Origin of the sequence: Devosia sp. 2618, assembly GCF_040546815.1 — a bacterium.
GTDB lineage: Bacteria > Pseudomonadota > Alphaproteobacteria > Rhizobiales > Devosiaceae > Devosia.
Window position 1 is genome coordinate 2,418,224 of sequence record NZ_JBEPOO010000001.1, and the last position, 21,510, is coordinate 2,439,733.

At 57.0% G+C, this 21,510-nt stretch carries 20 protein-coding genes and 1 pseudogene; 10 read left to right on the forward strand and 11 right to left on the reverse strand.

Features of this window, described 5'->3' with window-relative positions; genetic code table 11:
- The first annotated feature begins 12 nt into the window (after positions 1 to 12).
- The 5 genes from ABIE28_RS12180 to ABIE28_RS12200 all read left to right on the forward strand — a co-directional run bounded on the left by ABIE28_RS12180 (position 13) and on the right by ABIE28_RS12200 (position 5,176).
- Positions 13 to 1,062, forward strand: a complete 1,050-nt coding sequence (locus ABIE28_RS12180) for a substrate-binding domain-containing protein (protein WP_354063282.1) — start codon at positions 13 to 15, stop codon at positions 1,060 to 1,062.
- A gap of 25 nt (positions 1,063 to 1,087) precedes the next feature.
- Positions 1,088 to 2,155 carry a substrate-binding domain-containing protein gene (locus ABIE28_RS12185; protein ID WP_354063284.1) on the forward strand — a complete coding sequence of 356 codons (1,068 nt, stop codon included), beginning with the start codon at positions 1,088 to 1,090 and terminating at the stop codon, positions 2,153 to 2,155.
- A 62-nt stretch (positions 2,156 to 2,217) separates the two neighbouring features.
- A complete protein-coding gene (locus tag ABIE28_RS12190; protein WP_354063286.1) occupies positions 2,218 to 3,210 on the forward strand; it encodes an ABC transporter permease in 993 nt (330 codons plus the stop codon).
- Between the two features lie 13 nt (positions 3,211 to 3,223).
- Entirely contained in the window at positions 3,224 to 4,423 is a 1,200-nt protein-coding gene (locus ABIE28_RS12195; RefSeq protein WP_354063288.1) for an alanine racemase, read from the forward strand.
- Between the two features lie 9 nt (positions 4,424 to 4,432).
- Positions 4,433 to 5,176 (forward strand): ATP-binding cassette domain-containing protein, encoded by a 744-nt coding sequence (locus ABIE28_RS12200; RefSeq protein WP_354063290.1) that lies wholly within the window; start codon positions 4,433 to 4,435, stop codon positions 5,174 to 5,176.
- Between the two features lie 79 nt (positions 5,177 to 5,255).
- On the opposite strand, the gene ABIE28_RS12205 is transcribed toward ABIE28_RS12200, so the two are convergent.
- The 7 genes from ABIE28_RS12205 to ABIE28_RS12235 form a co-directional block, all read right to left on the reverse strand.
- On the reverse strand, positions 5,256 to 5,978 hold the full coding sequence (locus ABIE28_RS12205; protein ID WP_354063292.1) for an SDR family oxidoreductase: 723 nt from the start codon (positions 5,976 to 5,978) through the stop codon (positions 5,256 to 5,258).
- Positions 5,979 to 5,990: 12 nt separating this feature from the next.
- Positions 5,991 to 6,839 (reverse strand): sugar phosphate isomerase/epimerase family protein, encoded by an 849-nt coding sequence (locus ABIE28_RS12210; RefSeq protein ID WP_354063294.1) that lies wholly within the window; start codon positions 6,837 to 6,839, stop codon positions 5,991 to 5,993.
- 92 nt (positions 6,840 to 6,931) lie between these two features.
- Positions 6,932 to 8,023, reverse strand: a complete 1,092-nt coding sequence (locus tag ABIE28_RS12215) for an autoinducer 2 ABC transporter substrate-binding protein (RefSeq protein WP_354066445.1) — start codon at positions 8,021 to 8,023, stop codon at positions 6,932 to 6,934.
- 73 nt (positions 8,024 to 8,096) lie between these two features.
- Entirely contained in the window at positions 8,097 to 9,041 is a 945-nt protein-coding gene (locus ABIE28_RS12220) for an ABC transporter permease (protein ID WP_354063296.1), read from the reverse strand.
- Positions 9,038 to 10,036, reverse strand: coding sequence for an ABC transporter permease (locus tag ABIE28_RS12225; protein ID WP_354063298.1), 999 nt, complete (start codon positions 10,034 to 10,036; stop codon positions 9,038 to 9,040). Before ABIE28_RS12225 ends, ABIE28_RS12220 begins: the two co-directional genes overlap by 4 nt.
- Complete coding sequence (locus tag ABIE28_RS12230) at positions 10,036 to 11,541, reverse strand: sugar ABC transporter ATP-binding protein (RefSeq protein ID WP_354063300.1); 1,506 nt, start codon at positions 11,539 to 11,541, stop codon at positions 10,036 to 10,038. The genes ABIE28_RS12225 and ABIE28_RS12230 overlap by 1 nt, the downstream gene beginning before the upstream one ends.
- A gap of 15 nt (positions 11,542 to 11,556) precedes the next feature.
- Positions 11,557 to 11,706 carry a hypothetical protein gene (locus tag ABIE28_RS12235; RefSeq protein WP_354063302.1) on the reverse strand — a complete coding sequence of 50 codons (150 nt, stop codon included), beginning with the start codon at positions 11,704 to 11,706 and terminating at the stop codon, positions 11,557 to 11,559.
- Positions 11,707 to 11,821: 115 nt separating this feature from the next.
- Here ABIE28_RS12235 and ABIE28_RS12240 point away from each other — a divergent pair, with 115 nt between their 5' ends.
- The 5 genes and pseudogenes from ABIE28_RS12240 to ABIE28_RS12260 all read left to right on the forward strand — a co-directional run bounded on the left by ABIE28_RS12240 (position 11,822) and on the right by ABIE28_RS12260 (position 16,903).
- On the forward strand, positions 11,822 to 12,610 hold the full coding sequence (locus ABIE28_RS12240) for a DeoR/GlpR family DNA-binding transcription regulator (protein ID WP_354063304.1): 789 nt from the start codon (positions 11,822 to 11,824) through the stop codon (positions 12,608 to 12,610).
- Between the two features lie 882 nt (positions 12,611 to 13,492).
- Complete coding sequence (locus ABIE28_RS12245; protein WP_354063306.1) at positions 13,493 to 13,666, forward strand: hypothetical protein; 174 nt, start codon at positions 13,493 to 13,495, stop codon at positions 13,664 to 13,666.
- 106 nt (positions 13,667 to 13,772) lie between these two features.
- Positions 13,773 to 14,006 (forward strand): hypothetical protein, encoded by a 234-nt coding sequence (locus ABIE28_RS12250; RefSeq protein ID WP_354063308.1) that lies wholly within the window; start codon positions 13,773 to 13,775, stop codon positions 14,004 to 14,006.
- 413 nt (positions 14,007 to 14,419) lie between these two features.
- Positions 14,420 to 15,098: pseudogene (locus ABIE28_RS12255) on the forward strand (DDE-type integrase/transposase/recombinase); the annotation flags it as partial.
- Between the two features lie 650 nt (positions 15,099 to 15,748).
- The gene (locus ABIE28_RS12260) at positions 15,749 to 16,903 is read left to right on the forward strand and encodes a sugar transferase (RefSeq protein ID WP_354063309.1); all 1,155 of its coding nucleotides are present in this window, start codon (positions 15,749 to 15,751) and stop codon (positions 16,901 to 16,903) included.
- A gap of 91 nt (positions 16,904 to 16,994) precedes the next feature.
- Here the strand turns inward: ABIE28_RS12260 and ABIE28_RS12265 are convergent, their stop codons facing one another.
- From ABIE28_RS12265 to ABIE28_RS12280, 4 genes are all read right to left on the reverse strand, one after another.
- Entirely contained in the window at positions 16,995 to 17,759 is a 765-nt protein-coding gene (locus tag ABIE28_RS12265; RefSeq protein ID WP_354063311.1) for a glycosyltransferase family 2 protein, read from the reverse strand.
- Complete coding sequence (locus tag ABIE28_RS12270; RefSeq protein WP_354063313.1) at positions 17,752 to 18,993, reverse strand: O-antigen ligase family protein; 1,242 nt, start codon at positions 18,991 to 18,993, stop codon at positions 17,752 to 17,754. The genes ABIE28_RS12265 and ABIE28_RS12270 overlap by 8 nt, the downstream gene beginning before the upstream one ends.
- A gap of 183 nt (positions 18,994 to 19,176) precedes the next feature.
- On the reverse strand, positions 19,177 to 20,037 hold the full coding sequence (locus tag ABIE28_RS12275; protein ID WP_354063315.1) for a glycosyltransferase family 2 protein: 861 nt from the start codon (positions 20,035 to 20,037) through the stop codon (positions 19,177 to 19,179).
- Entirely contained in the window at positions 20,034 to 21,509 is a 1,476-nt protein-coding gene (locus tag ABIE28_RS12280; RefSeq protein WP_354063317.1) for an oligosaccharide flippase family protein, read from the reverse strand. The genes ABIE28_RS12275 and ABIE28_RS12280 overlap by 4 nt, the downstream gene beginning before the upstream one ends.
- Position 21,510 lies beyond the last annotated feature (1 nt).

Genomic DNA, 21,510 nt, shown 5'->3' on the forward strand with positions numbered 1-21,510 from the left:
GGGAGATCGTGCATGTATACCAAGACAATTCTGGCCGCCCTTTTGGCGAGCACACTAATGAGTTCTGCCGCTCTGGCCCAGACCGTTGGACCAAACGGGGAAACGGCAACGCCGAGCGCGGATGTCGTTCTGTCCGACGCCGATATCGCCGCGCTCCAGGGCAAGGGCTACAAGGCCGCGCTGCTCTGGCATACCTCGTCGGATTTCGTGAACGCCGTTTCGGCTGGTGCCGCTGACGAGTTCGCTCGCGCCGGCGTTGAAGTTGTCGCAACCACTGATGCTGGCTTTGACGCCGCCAAGCAGCGCTCCGACATCGAAACCGCGCTCGTAGCCGGTCCCAATGTCATCCTGTCGCTTCCTGTCGATCCAGTGACCTCGGCAGAGGCATTCCGCCAGGCCATCACCGACGGCGTCGAGCTGGTGTTCCTGTCCAACCTGCCAGCCGGTTATGTGCATGGTACCGACTATGCAGCCATCGTCACCGACGATCTCTACCAGATGGGCAAGCAGGCTGCCGATACGCTGGCTGCTGCCATTGGTGACAAGGGCACAGTCGGCTGGATCTTCCACGACGCCGACTATTACGTAACCAACCAGCGCGACAACGCCTTCAAGAGCGTTATCGAAAGCGACTATCCCAATATCGAAATCGTCGCTGAACAGGGCATCACCGATCCGGCGCGTGCCGAGGAACTGGCCAGCGCGATGCTGCTGCAGAACCCCGACCTGAACGGCATCTATGTGACCTGGGCCGAGCCTGCGGACGGCGTCCTGTCGGCGCTGCGCGCAGCCGGCAACACCGAAACCAAGATCGTGACGCTCGACCTGTCCGAGCCAGTTGCGCTCGACATGGTGCGCGGCGGCAATGTCGTGGGCCTGGTGGCAGACGAAGCCTACGAACTTGGTCGTGCCATGGCTGCTGCGGGTCTGAAAGGTCTGCTGGGCGAAGATGTCCCTGCCTTCATTGTCGCCCCTGCCCTGACCGTCACCGCCGCCAACGTTGCCGAAGGCTGGCAGCAGTCGCTGCACCGCGACGCCCCGGCCAGTGTTCTGGCCAAGTAACGTCAAATTTTAGAAGAGGACTAAAATGACCATGCGTTTCCCAACTCTTTGTTCCATTGGCCTGATCGCCGCCCTTTTGCCGGCAGTTGCCTATGCACAGGAGCCTATCACGGTGGGCCCCAATGGTGAGGCCGCAACGCCAGTCGCTGAACTTGAGTTGAGCGATGCGGAAGTCGAGCAAATCCGGCAAGGCAGCTACACAGCTGCCTTCGCCTGGCACGAGCTCTATGACTGGTCCGGGGCCGTGGCCCAAGGCGCCAAGGACGAGTTCGACCGCCTTGGCATCAAGGTTGTTGCCGAAACCACTGCCGGTTTTGACTCCGCCCGCCAGCAGGCCAATGTCGAAACCTCGATGGCGCTTTCGCCGTCTATCCTGATCTCACTGCCGGTTGATCCTGCAGCCGGTGCAAGCACTTACGCTGCTGCATTGCAGGGCGGCGCAAAGATCGTCTTCATCGACAATGCCGCAGCTGGCCTCACTCAGGGCACCGACTATGTGACCACCGTGTCGGCCGATCTGGTCGGTATCGGCGAAAAGACCTCAGAAGCCATGGCTGCCGCGCTCGGTGGCGAAGGCAAGATCGGCTACATCTTCCACGATGCCGATTTCCATGTGACCAATTTGCGTGACTCCGCCTTCAAGTGGATGATCGAGAACAAGTATGATGGCATTGGGATCGTCGCAGAAGCCGGCATGGCCGACCCTGCGCGCATCGAAGACATCGCCAGCGCAATGCTGCTGCAGAACCCGGACATCGACGCGCTCTATGTCCCATGGGCAGAGCCAGCGACCGGTGTCCTGTCGGTACTGCGCCAGCTCGACCGTTCGGACGTCAAGATCGTCACCATCGACCTCAACGAACCAGCCGGTCTCGACATGGTCCAGGGTGGCAGCATCTCCGCCCTCATCGCCGACGAGGCGTACAACATTGGCGTTTATGCCGCCCGTGCCGGTGCCGCTAGCCTGCTCGGTAAGGACGTTGCGCCTTTCCTCGTGGTCGACGCCGTTATCGTCACTGCCGACAATGTCGCCGAAGGCTGGCAGCAGTCGCTGCATCACGACGCGCCTGCTTCAGTACTGAACGCACAGTAAGTTCACGCAGGCCGGGCGGGACGCCATGTCCTGCCCGCCCTCCATTCCTACAAAGGACCGCCATGTCTGCGCCCAGCACCACCGCGCCCAAGGCCAGCCCGATCAAGACGCTGCTTACGAGGTTGAACTTCCAGCAGTATGTCGTTTATGTCGGCTTTCTGGCGATCTTCCTGTTCTTTGCCATCGTGCTGCGCGACAGCGGATTTCTGACCCAGCGCAACCTGATCAACATCGTCCTGCAGACTGCGCCCGCGACCGTCATGGCCATAGGCCTGGTGTTCGTTCTTTCGGCGGGCGAGATCGACCTATCCTTTGGCTCGACCGTCGCCGTCTCGGCGCTATGCGCGGCGATGGCAATGGCCGCTCTGCCTGACGTTGCGCTGCCGGTCGGCATCGCCGCGGGCATTGGCGCGGGCCTAGTGATCGGAGCCATCAATGGCGCACTAGTCGCCTGGATGCGGTTGCCGTCATTCCTGGTGACGCTCGCCACCATGGGGCTGATCGCCGGCGTGGCGCGCTCGCTGACGCAATTGCGCTCCATTCCGGTCACCGACCCACTGTTCACCGGTATTTTCGGCTCAGGGAATATCTTTGGTGTCCCGTCCCTAGTGATCTGGACCGTTGTCGCGGTCGCTGTCGGCCATTTCTTTTATCGCCAGACCCGGTTCGGCGCCCATGTGCTCGCTACCGGCGACAATGCCCGTGCTGCGCAGGTCAGCGGCATCAAAGTGCCACGCGTTCGGCTGTGGGTCTTCATGATCAGCGGCGGTCTCGCAGGCCTTGCGGGGCTGCTCTATGACGGTCGCCTGCAGGCCGCCAAATACACGCTGGGCGAAACTGACCTGATGACCGTCATCGCGGCCGTTATCGTCGGCGGCACACTGCTCAATGGCGGCAAGGGCTCGATCATCGGCGCGCTGTTTGGTTCGCTGCTGATGGGCATGCTCAACAATGGTCTCATCCTGATGGGGCTTTCGGTTTCCGATCAGATGATCGTTCGCGGTCTTATTATCCTCGCTGCAGTCGCCGTGTCGCTGCGCGAGAAAAGCCGCTGAGGAGGAGTTTCAGATGTTTCTCGACGTCCTGCGCCGCCGCAATCCGCGCTTCATCGAAGCCGCCATGGCCCTGCACCAGCAAGGCGCAATTCCGGCCAATTCCTATGTGCTCGACCTTGATGCCGTGGAGGCCAATGCCCGCACGCTCAAGACAGAAGCGGACCGCAATGGTCTCAAGATCTTTGCCATGACTAAGCAGGCCGGCCGCTCGTCGAGCTTCTGCCAAGCTGTACAGCGTGGTGGCATTGAGAAGTCCGTCGCCGTCGATATGGCCTGTGCTCGCGCCACCCATCGCGCAGGCATGCCTGTCGGCCATCTGGGGCATCTGTCGCAAGTCGCTCGCGCCGAGGCCGACGCTGCCGCCCGCACTTTCCGCCCCGACTACTGGACCGTGTTCAACGCCGAAAAGGCCAACGAGGCCGCTGGCGCTGCTCACAAAGCCGGTTATCGCCAAAACCTTCTGGCCCGCATCAAGGCCGATGGTGACACCTTCTATCGCGGCCATGAGGGTGGGTTCGACGCCGCCGACATCGCTGCGGTAGCCGACAGCTTGGATCGCATCGAAGGTGGGCGCTTTGCCGGTATTACCACCTTCCCTGCCCTGCTGTTCGACCATGCCACGCGCAAGGTCAAGCCGACGCCGAACCTGGCGACACTGGCTCGCGCCGCTGACGCCCTGCGCAAAGCTGGCCGTACCGACCTCGAGATCAATGCACCGGGCACCACCTCATCGGTGCTGCTGCAAGGTCTGGCCGAAGCGGGCGCCACTCAGTGCGAACCTGGCAATGGCCTGCATGGCACCACGGCCCTGCATGTCGTTGAAGACCTGCCCGAATTGCCCGCCGTGCTCTATCTCACCGAGGTCTCGCACCTCTCCGGCGGCAAGGCCTATTGCTTCGGCGGTGGTTTCTATATTGACCCGATTTTCCCCGACTATCCGGTCAAGGCGCTGGTATCGGCCGAGCCGACTACCCGAGCCGATGCGCTGCTGGAGGTGGAAATCCCGCCGCCATCAGCCATCGACTATTACGCCATGATCGACGCCACGACGAACCGCCCGCCGCGTCCCGGCGACACTGTCGTCTTCGGCTTTCGGGGGCAGGCTTTTGTCACCCGCGCCTATGTCGTCGGCGTCTCGGGCATTTCGAGTGGCAATCCCAAGGTCGAAAGCATCGAAAACAGCTTCGGCGACACCGCAAACTGGCCGGTTTAGGAGGCACACATGCTCGACACTCGCAGCGCTCCGGTGCTTGAACTCCAAAATATCCACAAGGCCTTTGGTGGCATCGTCGCCGTCGAGGACTTCTCGCTCGACGTCCGTGCGGGCGAAATCGTTGCCCTAGTCGGCGACAATGGCGCCGGTAAATCGACCCTGATCAAGATCATCTCGGGCGTACACGCGCCCACCACGGGCAACATCCTGCTCGATGGCGCCCCAATTTCCATGTCCAGCGCCACCAAGGCGCGCGAGCATGGCATTGAGGTCGTCTACCAAGATCTGGCTCTCGCTGATCAGCAGCAGGTCTATATGAATCTCTTCCTCGGCCGCGAAATGACCCGCGGACCGTTCAAGATGCTCGACCGCAAGGCGATGATTTCGGAAACCGAACGATTGGTCGAAGAACTCGACGTGCGCATCCCATCGGCACACGCCACCATTCGCGACTTGTCTGGTGGCCAGCGCCAGGGCATCGCCATCGCCCGCGCGACCCACTGGGCCCGCAAGCTCATCCTGCTCGACGAACCGACGGCAGCGCTCGGCGTTGCCGAGACGGCAAAAGCCGAAAAGACTGTGGCGGCCCTCCGCTCCCGCAATATCGGCATCCTGATCGTCAGTCACAGCCTTGATCAGGTCTTCCGCCTGTCCGACCGCATCTGCGTCCTGCGCCGCGGCAAACAAATCGGCATCCGTGAGACCGCCAAAACCGACAAAAACGAAATCGTCTCGATGATCACGGGAGTTTAGTGTCGACACAGCGCCCGGCGTTACTCCCAAATCTGGATAACGCTCGGTGGTTCCCTCCCGGACTCCAACAACGAAGTTCTCAAACCGCCTGAAAGCCACCATCCACCGGCAGGCTGATGCCGTTGATCATTGCGGCGGCGTCGCTGAGGAGGAAAAGTACCGCTTCGGCGACGTCGTCGGGTACGGCAAATCGGCCGAGTGGCGTGCGGGATAGCATTGGGCCGGATTTTTGAGGATCGCTCCATGCTTCGGCGGCGAGGGCCGTCAGGGTAACGCCTGGATTGATGGCGTTGACCCGGATGCCATGGGGGCCCAACTCGTTGGCCATCACGCGTGTCAAAGCGTCTAGTGCGCCCTTGGACGCGCAGTAGGATGCGTGGTCGGTGAAGCCGTTGAAGGCCGATATGCTCGAGATATTGACGATGGCCCCACCCAGCCCGGCTGCAATGCGGCTGCTGGCATAGAGCTGCGAGACAATCAGCGGCGCACGAACATTGATGGCCTGCACCTGATCAAAGCTCTCGGGGCTGGTGTCGAGGAATGACTCAAGAATGTTGATGCCGGCACAATTGACCAGGAAGTCAGCGGGCAGCGCGGCAAGAGTTGCGGTACGGGTCGCCTCAATATCAGCGAGATCGACCAGTACAGGTATGATGGCTGGATTCGCTGGCGTATCAAGCTCGAGCGGGCTGCGCGACAAGGCATAGACCCGGGCCCCACGCGCCACCAGCATCTCAGTTATGGCCCGACCTATGCCCTTGCCGGCACCGGTTACGATTGCTGTTCTGCCTGCAAAGGACATGGCTGTGTTCTCTTAGATAAGGCCGTATTGCTGGGCTTTATTGCGCAGGAACGGCAGTCCCTTGCTCATGACTTCTTCCACGTTCTCAGCAACCGGTCGCCACACTGCCAAGCCATAGGCAAACTCGGGCGGCATGTTGATGAAGCTTTCCATCGCAAGTCCGCCGTCAAACTGGATGGCGGCCAACGCCGCGAAGATTTCATCCCACCCACACGTACCGTAGCCAGGTGTGCCGCGATCGCTCTCGGAAAGGTGGATGTATTTGAGGTGCTCACGCGCTGCCAGGATACCGTTCGCAATGCCCCTTTCCTCGATATTCATGTGATAGGTATCGAGGTGAACAAAGACATTCTCGGCGCCCACGCGTTCGATCATCTGCACCGCCTGCCAACCGGTATTGATCAGGTGATTTTCGTAGCGGTTGACCGGCTCGATACCGAGCTGAATGCCCCTCGACTTTGCGCGACGGGCGGAGTGCTGCATCACCCGCGTAATATTGTCATATTCCGCTTCGGTGGGCGGAAGGCCAGTGCGCTGGCCAATACCACCGAAGATAACGCCGGAAAGCGCCTGAGCGCCGATATCGGCCGTCTTGTCGATGGCGACGTCCAAAAACTCCATAGCCGCTTCTGGCCGCACAGAAGCCCAAGCCCGCTCGGGTAGGCCCAGCGAGCAGACCGAGGCAAGGTGGTGTTTTTCCAGCAAGGCACGCGTATGCGCGACATCGATGATGCTCGGCTCGGGCATGGCTATTTCGATGAAATCGAGCTTGTGTCGAAGGGCCTCGGCAACGGCACGCTCGGCGCTATCTGGAGTCCAGACCATCGCCCAAACGCTGGTATGCGCACCAAAACCCTTCATGCCGACCTCCTCAGTGTACGGGGTGGCCGGCGCAGTTGGGTCGAACCCAATCCGCGCCGGTGTCGTTCGCAATCGCGTCCGTCAATCAGACCCTAGAAGTTGAAGTCGCCGATATTGTCCTTGGTGAAGACAAATGGTGCGCCGAGCAGGATTTCACTGCCGTTGATCACCGACAGATTGCCGAGCTTGCCAGCAGCAACGCTGGTGGCGCCGGGCTGCAGGGTGCCGTCCGCGGCAGCGCGGATCACGTAGGCCGCCGCATAGCCCAGATCGACCGGGTTCCACAGAACCACCGACTTGACGCAGTCCGCCTCGACGTAAGGCTTCATGGCATTTGGAGTAGCGAGGCCCACCACTGCGACCGAACCACACTTGCCGGCCTGGGTGACGGCATCCGCGGCTGCCGGCGTTGCCACGCTGGTCATGCCCAGAATGCCCTTGAGATCATCGCCATATTTGTTGATGAGCGTATTGGCCTGGTTGAACGACAGGATATTGTCTTCCTGCGCTTCCACCGTTTCCAGCCACTTTAGGCCAGGATGGCACTTGGCCGCATAGGCGCCCATTTCCGAGATCCAGCGCGCCTGATTAGGCGTGGTGAAGGTCGATGTGACAATGGCAAAGCTCGCATCCGGGCCTGTTTCGGCGGCCAGGCTATCGATCATCGACTTGGCGATGCCGTTGAACTCGGCCTGATTGACGAACCACTGGCGGGCGTCTGGTTCCGAGTTGGCATCATATCCAACGACGTTTATGCCAGCGGCAAGTGCCTTCTTGAGCACAGGAGCAATGGCCACCGGGTCATTGGCGGCAAACAGAATGCCGTCGACACCGCTGGTGATGTAGTTGTCGATCAGGGTGATCTGATCATCGATATTGGCTTTGGTCGGGCCGTCGGTGGTGGCCTTCATGGTGCCGATTTCTTTGGCCGCTTCGGCAATGCCCTTGGAGGTGGCGTCAAAATAGCCGATGCCGATGAGCTTGGGCACATCAACGACCGTTATCTCTTTGCCTTTGCGATCGGGCGGATTGGTGGGGACGCCACCGTCATAGGGCATGGCAGCGGGGGTAGCTGCCGTGGCGTCGCAGGCCAGCGGATTGTTAGGCAAGTCATCGCCACCGGTCCACGCCGTTTGGGCGTGAACAAGGCTGGTCGTCAATGCAAGGGTGGTCAAGACTGTCATACCGATACGGAACATAGTCGTTTCTCCTCATGCGCTTTGGCTTATTGGGTCGGCAAAAACTCTTTCGTGGCTTTCATCGGTTGCCGTTCCGCTGAAAGATGTTGGTTAAAAGGATGGTCAGGATCAGCGCGGCGCCGATCAGCACAATGGTGCCGTCGCTCTTGATGCCCGCGAGCGACAGCCCGTTTTTTAGGGTCTGGATCAAGACCAGGCCCAGAAGTGTACCGATGATCGTGCCGCGCCCGCCAAAGATCGACGTGCCGCCCAGCACCACCGCGGTGATGGCGTCCAGCTCCAGTCCGGTTCCCATATCCGAGCGCGTGGTGGACACACGCGACACGAAAATGACCGCCGCGAGTGCCGCTGCAAAACCGGACGCCGAATAGATCGCCAGCTTGGTCAGATCGACCTTGAGCCCCGAAAAGCGAGCGGCGGTTTCGTTCGAGCCGATGGCATAGGCGGCCCGCCCCCAGGTCGTGTAGGCCAGCACTATGGTTGCCAATAGAGCCACGATACCCAGTATCCAGAGCTGGGTGGGAACGCCCAGCACCTGGCCTTGGCCGAGTACGAAGAACCAGTCTGGATAACCACGGACCGAACGCGCCTGGCTGATCCCTTCGGCAATACCGCGATAGAGCGCCAGCGTCGCGAGAGTTGCGATCAGTGGCGGAACGCGGAAACGGGTGATGATCAGGCCGTTAACCGCGCCCGCGAGGGTGCCGACGAGCAGTCCCAGCGCGATGGCCACAGGCAGCGGCAGGCCCAGATCTTTCCAGAACACACCGAGCAGAATAGCGACGAGCCCAAGAATAGAGCCCACCGAAAGGTCGATCCCGCCGGTCACGATGACGAAGGTCATGATGATGGCGATCAGACCAACCTCGGTCATTAGCCGACCCTGATTGAGCAGATTGTCGACTGTGAGGAACTTGTCGGACTGGTTGCCCAGAATGATGAGGGCAACGACTACAAGGACAGCCAGTATAGTCTCGTGGCGGATAAGTTTGCGCCAGTTCATCGCTTGGCACTCCGCGTCTCATTGGTGCGTCTTGCCATGTCGATCAGCACGGTAGTGAGGATCAAAAGGCCGATGACCGCTCGCAGCCAATAGGCCGACACGTTGATGAAAATCAGCGCTGATCCGATGGCCGAAAACAGAATGGCGGCCAGCGTTGCTCCCACGACTGTTCCGGTTCCACCCAGGATGGAGACACCGCCGATCACGGCTGCGGTAATCACCGTCAGCTCGAGATTGGGCGGCACGGTCGACTGGATGATCTTGAGTTGGGTGGCAAACAGTATGGTCGCCAGGCCCGCAAAAGCGCCGTGAATCATGAACACCAGCACCGTCCGGCGTTCGATATTGATGCCGGCGGCACGCGCTGCTTCGGCATTACCGCCAATGGCATAGATCGAGCGTCCGGTGGCAGTGTAGCGCATCCAAAGCGCCGCCAGTGCCGTGAGAACGATCATGGCAACTACAGGCGCCGGCACGCCGAGCAACCGCTGTTGGGCGAGGAGAAACTCAGGCGGCAGGTCGTTGATCCAGGCGCCGCCGGTGACGCTGACCAGACCACCGCGCAAGATCGAAAGCATGCCCAAAGTCACGACAATGGACGGAATACGGCCATAGGCCACCAGCACGCCAACCACGGCATTGATGCACATGCCGACCAGGACAGGCGCCAGCCAGGCGACCCAGACGGGATATCCCGCGACTGCGAGAGTGCCCGAAATCGTCGCTAGCACCCCGATCAAGGCGCCGACCGAAACGTCGATATGGCCGGTGATGATGATCATCGACATCCCGATCGCCGCCACCGCGATATAGGCATTGCCGGAAAAGATCGTCGTCAGGTTGTTGGCGCCTAGGAAGCGCGGATTAATCAACGAAACAAGGGCAAAGAGGATCAGGATCGCACAAAAGATGACGATCTCCTGCCCGTAGCCCGACACAAACCGGGCAAGCGTACTGCGCCTTACGCCGCTGGTCTTGGGGAGAGGTTCAACCATCACGCCGCCTCAGTGTTGCTGACACGGGTCATCGCCGCGCCGACGCTTTCGGGATTGGCATCGGCCCGATCCAGAGTGGCGGTCAATCGCCCACCATTGATCACCAGAACGCGGTCGCTCATTCCAAGCACCTCGGGAAGTTCACTTGATATCATCAGGATCGCCATGCCCTGAGCGGCGAGCCGCCCCATCAATGCGTGAATTTCTGCCTTGGCGCCGACATCGATGCCGCGTGTCGGCTCGTCCATGATCAGGATGCGCGGTTCGGTTTCCAGCCATTTGCCCAGCACGATTTTCTGCTGATTACCGCCGGAAAGCTGGCCGACGACCTGCTGCGGACCGCGCGCTCTGATCCCAAGCCGCTTGATGGCTTCGGCAGCCCGCGTAGTCTCCTGCTCGGCGCGGATGAAAATCCCGTTGCTGACCCGGTGCAACGACGCCATGGAAATGTTCTGACCGATGGTCATCGGGCGAACCAGCCCTTCGAGCCCCCGGTCTTCGGGCACATAGGCAATGCCGAGGTCTCGGGCCTGACGCGGCGATGTGATCGACACCGCGTGCCCGTCAATTTCGATGACGCCGCTCGTTGCCGGCGTGATGCCAAAAATGGTCAGGGCCATTTCGGTGCGGCCCGAACCGACCAATCCAGCGACGCCCAGAATCTCTCCTCGGCGCAGTTCGAACGAGATGTTCTGCACCCGGGCGCCACACGACAAACCAGATACCTTAAGAACGACCTCCCCGATTTGCGGTTCGACTTTTGGGAATAGCTGGCCGATTTCGCGGCCCACCATCATCGTCACAAGACTTGCCTCGTCCACCTCAGCAATAGCCCGGGTGCCGATGAGTGCGCCGTCGCGGAGTACGCTGACGCGGTCAGCCAGTTCAAAAATTTCGGGAAGTTTGTGGCTCACATAGATGATGCCAACGCCCCGCTCGCGCAGCCGTTTGATCACCACCATCAACCGCCTGACGTCCGCATCGGCGAGTGCCGCTGTTGGCTCGTCCATGATCAGAACTCTTGCGTCCTGGCTCAAAGCCTTGGCGATTTCCACGCGCTGCCGATTGGCCACAGAAAGCGTGCTGACCTTCGCATCGATATCGAGATCAGGGCTATCGAGGGAGTCGAGCAGCTCGCGCGCCCGCTGGCGCATCTGCGTCCAGTCGATTGTGCCCCATGTGGTACGAGGCGCATTGCCGAGAAAGACGTTCTCGGCGACCGTCAATTCAGGGAATAGCAGCAGTTCCTGATAAACCGTGGCAATGCCCAGCCGACGCGCCTCTCTAGGTGAAAGGACTTTAGCCTCTTCACCACCAATACTGATGATGCCGGAATCTGGAGCGTGAACACCTGCAATGACCTTGATCATCGTGGATTTTCCCGCGCCATTTTCCCCCATCAGAGCGTGGACCTCACCGGCCCGCACGTTGAAATCAACATCCTTGAGAACGGATATTCCCGCGAAGGATTTTGATACCTTGCTCAGGGCGAGGATGACGCTCATGGCGTAGCCACTCCGTCAGCTGTCTGCGACGCCACCAAGCGCGCGCATGCACCACAGGTCCGGCAAGACCAAATCCGCATCGATCTCCTCCACCGGGCTTTGCCCGCTGTCCTCGCTGATGACCATCCTGTGGCCTGCGCCCGGCTTTGCCAGTGCTGCGAGCAAGTCTAAGCACCGATTAGGACATATGGTCAACAGATGATTATTTGAAATCTTTCTCGTTGAAGAACATCCCACTTCGTGCCAGTTTCGGACAAACAAATGACGATCGATAATCACCATGACTGTGTATAGTGAGGCTGAACGCCATCGCATCATTCGCGATGCGCTCAAGCATCGCCCCTTCGCAACGGTGCGCGACCTGCTGGATTTGCTCGCAGTATCCCCGGCGACGGTGCGACGCGACATCGCCAAGTTGCATGAGGATGGGAAGATCCGGAAAGTGTTTGGCGGCATAGCCTTGCCGGAACACGCAGAGTCCGAACGGGTCCATGCGCGGCCATTCGAGGAGAACCGGGTTCTCAATGTCGCGGTCAAACAAGCCATCGCCATAGAGGCCGAAAAGCTCTGCCGCGACGGTGATACCATCATCGTCAATGGCGGGACGACCTGCTACATTTTTGCCCGGCTCCTCGCGACACGGGCGCTGACGGTTTTCACCAATTCCATGCCAGTGGCGGCGACCCTATGGGAGAGCGGAGTGTGCCACCTGGTGGTTGGAGGTGGCGAGCTTCATCGGGAGCCCGGCGTACTCTTCACGCCTAATGCCCCCGAAAACGAGTTCTACGCCTCCAAATTCTTCGTCAGCGCGCAAGGGATAGGGCCGGAGGGCCTTATGGAGTCCCATCCGCTTATGTCTCGCCTGATCGACGACCTGGCGAGGCGCGCCGATGAGGTCGTTGTGCTGGTCGATGCCAGCAAGTTTGCCATACGCGCCCGCCACTCGGTCATCCCGCTTTCACGGATCAGCACCCTGATCACAGACAGCAATCTCACCGACATCGACGCCAAAATGCTCGCCGACGAAGGTGTCGACGTGATCATCGTAGACGGAAATACGTCGGCCTGAAGTTATATCACAATGTCCAGCCTAACACTCGCCTTTAGCGCGCGCGTCTTATGGCCGACGGCGCATCAGGGACAGACTATCCCTGACTTAGGTGGAATGGCGCAGCACGCCCGAGGGGGGCCTCAACACGGGGTTCGACTTCCCGACGACGCTTCAGCCGCGACCTTGCGGAGGGACGTTTCTATCTCTCCGCCGCGATAGGAGGGCGCCGTAGTCCGCACGGGCGTTTTTTCGGCCAGCTTTTTCAATGGGCGAGATTGGCGATGCGGCGCACGTTGGTGACGGGCACAGTTTGTTCTAGGATGTGAGCTATCGTAGAGAAGCGCTCCGCCATTGTCCTCCACAAGACGGCACTGACGACGTCGGTACCGACCGTTAGCCCGCGGCGCCGGCCGGTTTCTTCCCGCATCTTGGCACTCAGTCGTTACCCACCGCCTATTCCCGCCGTCACGGTACACTCAGTGCCCAACCAGCACGACGGCGAAACCAGGCCTCGCATTGACCGAGGGCTTCGCTTATCAGGACGAAACGAAACCGCAGGAGGTATGGCGCTTGGCGAGCCAAGCGAGCGGCTGCCGTCCACGTCAATCGTAGTCTACATACCGGACCATGATCAGATTCGGCCACCGCATTAAAGGTGATCGCATAACGCGCATAGCTAACGACGGTGCGGTCAAGGCGCGGACCTCGGTCTATTTGCTCTCGCCGCAGGTCCTGATGCTGTGCAAGATGAGGGCGATTGGGGCCGTGGGCAATGTTGTGGACGATCGATGTGTAGCCACTAATCTTGTACCCATTCATGGGTGATACGGTTCTCGATCAGTTAGTTAGAAACATGGTGAGCGTTAGAGGCGGCGAACACTATCTAGCACCAGGAGCACCGTGTCCTTTCCAACGCCCGATCCAGCGCCAACGGATATCCCACCGCCACCTGACGTGGCGCCGATTGCTGACCCCGATCAGGAACCGTTCCAGCGTCCTCCCGAGCCGGACGATGAAGACTATCGAGACCCCGGAACTGTGCTTGTTTCCGAAGATATCCCGCCGCCCGTCTAGACCCAGACCAGGTCCTTTCCACCGCGATGGCTCCGAACGGCGCGATTAGTGTCGGCCTCGCGATTGCGGGCGTGCTACACGGCGGGGCAATCGAAAAGGATCCGTGATGCCAACTTTGTTTTTTGTTCAGGGCTTTCGGCAAAAAGGCCGGAAGTTTGAACCGGATCAGCCACAGCAGGCCAAAACTGCCGAAGCCGCGATAGCGTCTGCCGAGCGGATTGCCCCAGCGCGCACCGGGGTATGGGCCTATTCGGCCAACGTAGACGTCGAAGCCGACACCTACGATGAACCACAGGTGTTGTTCAAGGCAGGTACACTTCCACCGGGCGTCGCTGATTGAAACTCATGGCGGTTCTATGAGCACAGGCACCAAGGCGGATACGCCCAAACTCGCCCACGCCGTTTTGCGATCTGCAAGCGCTTTTCCCAGCCATCCGGGTGCTTTGCCTTTTTGACCGCGGCCTTTGAAAATCGACTTCGCCAGCGCCGCGAACGCCCCCCCCTCCCCAAGACTTAGTCACAAGGTCTGCTGCGTTGAAGTCTGCGTACTGTTAAAGCCGCTTGTCATAAATCCCCAGTGTTCTTCGGACCACGGGCGATAATAGGGTTGCTCCCGGCGAGCGGCATCTTCTTTTCGGCTCGGGTCAAGACCATTTTCGGCCAACTTCTGGCGCACATCCTTCGCAAGCGTTGGGTAACTTTATCTGCTTGCCGTTGGTATGATCTGAACCCTTAGATATTGAAGGACGATCGAACGCTTGGCTCAAGAAGCTGCTGGCCGAAGCAATGCTGGACAACGCCATCCTCAAGGATGTCGCCGCAAAGAATGGTGACGCCCGACGCGAAGCGTGATGCTGTGGCCCACGCCTGCTTGCTGCATGGCGTGAGCCAGCGGCGGGCGTGTGAAGCTCTTGAGGTTGATCGATCGAGCATGCGGAATCGCAGCACTAGGCCCGCCGACCAGGAACTGCGCGAAGCGATGAAGTCCGTGGCGTCGGAGCGTCCGCGGTTGGGCTATCGGCGCATCCACGTGATGTTGCAGCGCCAGGGGATCGCGATGAACATCAAAACGCTCAGGCGGCTCGATGGCGAGTGGAGGCTTTCAGGTGCGCAAGCGCGGCGGTCGAAAGCGAGCTCTAGGCACCCGGCGACCTATGCTCGTTCCTGACCGGCCCAACAAGCGCTGGAGCCTCGACTTCGTCTCCGATGCCTTCACCGATGTCGCCGCTTCCGGGTGCTGACCGTGGTGAACGACCATACGCGGGAGGGCCTGGCGCTGGTCGTCGATACATCGCTATTCGGCCAACGGGTATCACGCCAGCTCGACGGCATCATCGCCAGGCGCAGCCGCCCCCTCACCGTGGTCAGCGACAACGGGACCGAGTTCACCAGCATGGCGATCCTGCGCTGGCCTCAGGATCGGCAGACTGATTGACACTATATTGCTCCCCGCAAGCCGATGCAGAACGCGTGAGGGGCATGCCAGCCCAAATTCTTCCATAACGCCTACCCAAAAGCTTGATGTAGCTATTGAAGTGGCTTTGGGGCAAATTACCGGACAGTTCAACACGATCCCCTTCTTTTCAGAGATAGGCCGTCGGGCAACCGCTCGGAGCTGCCATGATAGCACACTCTGCCGCGAAGCAGAGTTTACGTCCGTGCAGTCATGAGCTCGGAATGTGCCGACGCCCGTGCCTTCGGAGCTCGACAGGGACCTAGCTATCGAAATGCTCAAGTGGAACTACAACCTGCTTAGATGCGATGCAACCAGCTTCGCATGATCGTCAAAAGCTATATTTCGCTGGCAAAAATCTACTCCACAGATAAGGAGTAGGTTGGAAAAATAACGTCACACATCACGTGCTTATTATCTTCAGCGGGATATAATGGCATGCCCCCAGAATACAATTAGAAAGAAACATGCGAAAAACTGAGCGTACCGCACGGCGAAGACTCAGCGGGGATTTGACCCTTGTTACGTCTCTTGGAGGCCGTACTCGGCAACATCGATACCTTGCCCACTTCCGCTCGTTCTTATGGACGTCAGTGCTATCGATCGCGTTGCAGGTGGTGACCTACCTGTTGTCGGACGTCCGCTCCAACGATATGCCTGCCGAAAGAGTGATCATTACGATGACGGCTCTGGGCCTGCCGGTCATCATAAACTCGCTCGTGCTGGCTGCCTTCCGTCGCCACGACTCACCGATCATTTCGGCTGTCGTGGTTTATGGCGCGCTGTTTTGTGCCATGGTCACTGTTATATCGGCTACACGGATGCAGATAAGCTATGGCGCCCTAGCCTCCTGCGCCGCGATAGGGACCTTTTTTGCGTGCGCCGCAAACTACCGCTTCCACTTACTAACTGGCGAAAAAATACGCATCATGCCCTTCGAGGGAGCGGAGCAGATTGCTGAACAAATTCCAGGGTCGCAGATCCTGACACCGGAGGAGCTGGAAAGCTCGCCAACAGAGATAAATTTCGACGTACTGCTAATCGATGATCACTCGTACAAGACGGCCGAGTGGGCGGAGTTCATCTCGCGCATGCATGTTCTGGGCATCGACATCGTCAATTGCGAGAGCTTTCTCGAACGCGTTTCTGGTAGCGTAAGAGTTCAGAAGTTCGAGTTTTCTCAGGTCGCTTACTCGCCAAGCCAGTTATTGTACGCTCGGGTCAAACGCTATCTCGATCTCACCTTTGTGATCTTGTTTTCACCGCTGCTCATAACCATTTCCGTACTGGCGGGCGCATATATCTACGCCCGAGATCCTGGGCCTATATTGTTTGTGCAAATCAGGCGTGGCTACGGAAATCACCCGTTCCGCATGTACAAGTTCAGAACGATGTTCCAAGGGACAGCGGGCGGGTCAACCGTTGCAGGTGATCCGCGCATTATCCCGGGCTGCCGAATCCTACGAAAGTTGCGCATCGACGAAATTCCGCAGTGTTTTAACATCTTGAAGGGCGACATGAGCCTGATCGGACCTCGACCGTCGGCAGAATATCTGGCTAAAAAGCTGATCAAAATGGAGCCTAAATACGCTTACCGCTGCGTAGTTCCGCCAGGCATCACCGGATGGGCCCAAGTCAATTCCGGGCATATACACAATCTGGACGACGAGATGATCAAGCTGTCCCAAGACTTGTACTATATAAAGCGGTTCTCGATTGATCTTGATCTGGTCATTCTCGTCAAGACGATAAAAACTGTCTTGTTCGGTTCTGGAGCAAAATAGGCGCAAAATCTGCGCAGCTGCTATGTGCAGGCTGGCAAATGTTAGCACTCAACTGACAGAGAGGGTGATACTTGGTGAGTTTGCCTGCGGCTCAAGAGCCCAGCAGTGGCTTCACGTAGGTGTTCAGAACTCCGGCGGCAGCATAGTGGGCAAAATAATAGGTAGAGCGCGCCAAGTCCAGCTTCTCGACATCGCGATAGACTGACCAAGTATATTGCGCGGCTTTGAGCTTGTTGGACGATATCGAACCGCTCCGCACCCGATATTGCGCCAGACTTTCAGTAAGGGGGTAAGCGGCATCAACCTCTTTGAGAATGCGCAGCCACAGTGCAAAATCCTGCCGCTTGCGAATGTCGGGCATATATATCTTGCCGAGCTTGTGAGTATCGTAAACCGCAGTGAGGCAACCGATGACGCAGGATTTGAGAAGATTCCGGTACGTGACCGGGCTTTCAACACGGTGGATGCTAACTAAACTTCCCGCCTCATCTACGCGGTCATAGGAGGAGAACGAAAACGCCACATCCTTTTCCTGCATGAATGCGATCTGGCGTTCGAGCTTTTTCGGCTTCCACAGGTCATCGCTGTCGAGAAATGCAATGTATCGCCCCGCAGCAGCCTCAATTGCCGCGTTACGTGCCTTGGCAGCGCCACCATTTTTCGCGCTCATGAGCAAGCGAATTCGTGGGTCACCTGCCTGCAATTTTCTCACGATATCTATGGTTCCATCGATGGAACCATCGTCTGATATCATAATTTCCCAATCGGGGAACGTTTGCGCCTGAATGGAAGAAATCGCCGAAGAAATGTACGCTTGGCTATTATAGGCCGGCATGACAATTGAAACTTTAACCATTGGTCAAATCACGAATTATGAAATTTGAATAGTACACCCCTAAAAGGCCATAAAAAATAGCAGACATATGAGGCTGATCCGTCATAACGCTTGAAAGCGACAAAAATGGCAAAGTCACTATAAAGGCTGGAATTGCCCAAAAAAGCGGCGACGCTGACCTGTATCCCCTAACGTATAGCTGGATTGACCTTGCGATGGGAAAAGACCAGAAAACTACATAGGCGAACATTCCTATCAATCCAAACCGATAATAGTATAGTGCCGGCCAAGACTCGAGCAGCCTGTAATATCCCTTACCTACTCCTGCTCCCCACAATAAGTAAGGGTTGTTGTTTAGAGCCCACTCTATCTGTGCAAACCTGAGGCCCAACGAATTATCTCGGCCAATATTTCGATGCCAATTGAGTACATAACTCCGGAATCCTGAAATTAGGTAACCCAGCCTTTGAGATGCGTAGTCAGAATATTGCCAAATAACACCAATCGCCACTGCCAGAGATACCACTAAAACTACCTTAGTGGGCCATCGATTGAAGCACCATATCCGAACTAAAAAGATCAAAGAAAGAATTGCCGCACCAAAAACAGCAGATCTACTTTGGGTGAATACAATCAACACCAGAAAAACGATTGAAAAAAATGCAGATAAAATCATTGAGCGAGCATCGCTGGGACGAACCGAAAATATCCAGTAGCTTGCTAAAAGCGCATATATTGCCGCAGCAAAGTATGTCGTATGAAAAAATGTGATGGGCTTACCGAAAAATCGCTGTCGAGAATAAAACCCTTCAATTAAAATGAAATATTTTGGAAATAAAATTACGCCCAAACCGAACAACGCTATCAATATTGAAAATACAAGAACGGACGCATGAAGCTTTTTTCCAGAAACTTCAATCTTGACATTTAATCCAATAATGAGGAACAACGAAATTCCTATGTACTTAATTATTTCGAAGTAATCTTCGATAATTGATCTTTCTAAATCCATGACTATAGAAATAGAAGTTAATAAAATTAACAAAATTGGAAGCATTATTACTGTTAGATGTATTGCCCTTACCTTCACTCCACTTCCGTAGATGCAACAGCAACCGATGGCCGCTAACACCGCATTTAACGCAAATTGAGTTTCCGGCCCAACAATCGCGAGACATGACACAGTCATAAATGCAGAAATTATGAAAACTGCAAAATTTGAAGCAGATATACTGCTGTACTTACTGTATTTCATCGTGTTTTCATAATTTCAAAATTCTGAATGGAGCCTATATCGCCGGTCTTTGATTTTTGCACTATTCGTGGAAGCCGCTTTACGCCCCAGGTGGCCATTTCGCATAATGCTCGTGATCGGCGGCTTCATTCCAGTGCTGTTGTTCGTCATGCGGCATTTCATTGTTGCGGGATTAGGCTCTCGTCAGCGCCGCTCCTCGACTTTGCCTGCCAGAAGCCGGGCGACTTCAGCAACCTCCACCCACCAAAGCTGAAGTTGAACACCAATTGCATTAGCGCGATACCGAACAGGCCACCTGTCATCTCGTGCAAATCTGGAGACTGCGAGAACCGGCGGGAACAGCGTCCTTAAAATGACGAGCAACTTTCTTCTGACAGAACGCTGATGGTTCAACTGGCCACCCTTGATACGACGCGTTTTTATGACCAACTCATCCCACGTGGAGCGCGCAGGATGCTCCACGACGGCTTCTGCACAAAAAACCAACTCTGTACCGGCCGCCACCGACCTCCGGCAAAAGTCCGCGTCGCCCCCAGACTTCCTCGACGCGTCAAATCCACCCACCTTGTCAAAAAGCGCTCTCGATGTCGCGAGGTTCGCGGTTGCGGCGTACCCCTTTGACACGTAACGCTTCTGAGGTATTCCGCGTAAAATGTCGTACATTTCGAAGCGGTTAGGCGCCTGTGACGCGCCGACCATAGCCACTTCTCCAGCAATAATTGCGTTCAAGTCGCGGCCTAGCCGTTCAACTATGTTTCGCAGCCAATCCGTTCTCGGGATACAATCAGCATCGGTGAAAACAAGAATTTCGCCAGAACTCTTCGACACGCCAAAGTTTCGCGCCGCATATGAACCGGGCGTGGAACATGAAACGATCATAATATTTGCTGGAATGGCCTTAGGGTATTGAGGGTCATCAGATCCATTGTCGACCAAGACAACCTCGGTCTCGGCTGACAGTTGGGGCATCAATGCCGCCAATAGAAGCGGAACTCCGTCCCACTGATTGTATACCGGAATGACCACTGACACCCGAACAGTCATGCTTGTTCTTTTCCCTGCTTGTTCCGTTTAAAGGCGACTGCCACCACCTCGCCAAGCACAGATCTTGATGCCGGCCAAAATGTCGCAGCTAAAATGAAATATAATATCTCCGAGGCAATAGAAATTGCGAAAAATCCATCACCAAAAACTCGAATAACAGCGACGGGTATAATGTACATTGGAATAAAAAATACAATAAAACATATAAACCCACACAGAGTTATTTCACCTACTTTAACTCCCGTAACTTTTTGAACCCAAGCCATCTGAGCCAGCCAGACCAGAAGGTATGAAACGCTAAGTGACAATGCGATACCAAATCCGCCCCAAATTGCCCCAATGATTATCGCTGAAATAATGAACGGTTGAGCAAAAAGATGAAATAGGAACTGCGACCCGGTACGTCCCTTGACAATAAAAATCCAATACGGGACCTGCGCGAAGGTTCTGAACACGCCGCCAAAAACCATTGCCTGAACAATGATGGATGTGTCGGTCCAACTTTCCCCAAGCAACCAGGGAATAACGGTACCAGCCGTCCCACCGATCAGGCCATATGCCGACGATGCGCAGATCGCGGTGCAGAGCTGAACCTTTTTAAGGGAAGCCAGCAAGAGATCATCATCGTCGCGAAGCTGGCCCAGCAATGGAACAGCCACACGGGTCAATGGGACCAAAATCTGAGTGACGGGAGCCATTACCAGACTGTAAGCACGGTCATAAAGCCCAACAGCTGCTGCGCCCCAGCCGTAGCCGAGGACGACATTATCGCCCCTTTTGGCCAGATACGCCAACAGTTGGGTCCCTGCCAGACCAGCTCCGAATTTCGCAAAGCGCGTAATTGAGACTTTTAGGTCCGGCGCACCTGGCCGCCAGGACGCAAACGACGCTGCCATAGCCAACTCACTAATGGCAGTCGCCAATAGCATGACCACGAGGGCCATGTAGCTTCCCGTTAAGTAAGCGACCAAAATGCCCAAGCATAAACCAATAGCTTGAGATCCGGCTTCGACCAGTCCCAAAATACCGAAGCGCAGGTTCCGATTGAGGTCGGCCTTAAACTGGGCACACGCGCCATTGAATAGAATGACGCTTGAGCATAGCCACAATACCTGTGTCAGTCTGACATCGGAGAAAACAACTGCCAAATGTGGCGCCAAAACCAGCAACGCTGCGAACAGCGCGAGCGAAATGGCGACATTTGCCCAAAAGAGGTTTGTTCGTTCGGCATCCGATATTGTCTTTGCCTGAACGGCAGCCATCGAGAGACCAAAATCTCGAACAAGATCACCCAGCCCGGTCACCGCCAGGACCATGGCGATGATGCCAATATCCTCGGGGGAGAGAAGTCTCGCCATGGCGATAACCGACACAAAGTTGAGAATTATTCTAGAAACTTGCCACGACAGGGTCGAAAAACTCCCCCGAAATGCTGCCCGGCCTATTTCACTTGCTGGTACGGGTGGCTTCACG

Excerpts from the sequence above, each read along its gene's own strand:
- ABIE28_RS12180 (WP_354063282.1), top strand. The coding sequence starts at position 13 with ATGTATACCAAGACAATTCTGGCCGCCCTTTTGGCGAGCACACTAATG.
- ABIE28_RS12185 (WP_354063284.1), top strand. The coding sequence starts at position 1,088 with ATGACCATGCGTTTCCCAACTCTTTGTTCCATTGGCCTGATCGCCGCC.
- ABIE28_RS12190 (WP_354063286.1), top strand. The coding sequence starts at position 2,218 with ATGTCTGCGCCCAGCACCACCGCGCCCAAGGCCAGCCCGATCAAGACG.
- ABIE28_RS12195 (WP_354063288.1), top strand. The coding sequence starts at position 3,224 with ATGTTTCTCGACGTCCTGCGCCGCCGCAATCCGCGCTTCATCGAAGCC.
- ABIE28_RS12200 (WP_354063290.1), top strand. The coding sequence starts at position 4,433 with ATGCTCGACACTCGCAGCGCTCCGGTGCTTGAACTCCAAAATATCCAC.
- ABIE28_RS12205 (WP_354063292.1), bottom strand. The coding sequence starts at position 5,978 with ATGTCCTTTGCAGGCAGAACAGCAATCGTAACCGGTGCCGGCAAGGGC.
- ABIE28_RS12210 (WP_354063294.1), bottom strand. The coding sequence starts at position 6,839 with ATGAAGGGTTTTGGTGCGCATACCAGCGTTTGGGCGATGGTCTGGACT.
- ABIE28_RS12215 (WP_354066445.1), bottom strand. The coding sequence starts at position 8,023 with ATGACAGTCTTGACCACCCTTGCATTGACGACCAGCCTTGTTCACGCC.
- ABIE28_RS12220 (WP_354063296.1), bottom strand. The coding sequence starts at position 9,041 with ATGAACTGGCGCAAACTTATCCGCCACGAGACTATACTGGCTGTCCTT.
- ABIE28_RS12225 (WP_354063298.1), bottom strand. The coding sequence starts at position 10,036 with ATGGTTGAACCTCTCCCCAAGACCAGCGGCGTAAGGCGCAGTACGCTT.
- ABIE28_RS12230 (WP_354063300.1), bottom strand. The coding sequence starts at position 11,541 with ATGAGCGTCATCCTCGCCCTGAGCAAGGTATCAAAATCCTTCGCGGGA.
- ABIE28_RS12240 (WP_354063304.1), top strand. The coding sequence starts at position 11,822 with ATGACTGTGTATAGTGAGGCTGAACGCCATCGCATCATTCGCGATGCG.
- ABIE28_RS12250 (WP_354063308.1), top strand. The coding sequence starts at position 13,773 with ATGCCAACTTTGTTTTTTGTTCAGGGCTTTCGGCAAAAAGGCCGGAAG.
- ABIE28_RS12265 (WP_354063311.1), bottom strand. The coding sequence starts at position 17,759 with ATGGTTAAAGTTTCAATTGTCATGCCGGCCTATAATAGCCAAGCGTAC.
- ABIE28_RS12270 (WP_354063313.1), bottom strand. The coding sequence starts at position 18,993 with ATGAAATACAGTAAGTACAGCAGTATATCTGCTTCAAATTTTGCAGTT.
- ABIE28_RS12275 (WP_354063315.1), bottom strand. The coding sequence starts at position 20,037 with ATGACTGTTCGGGTGTCAGTGGTCATTCCGGTATACAATCAGTGGGAC.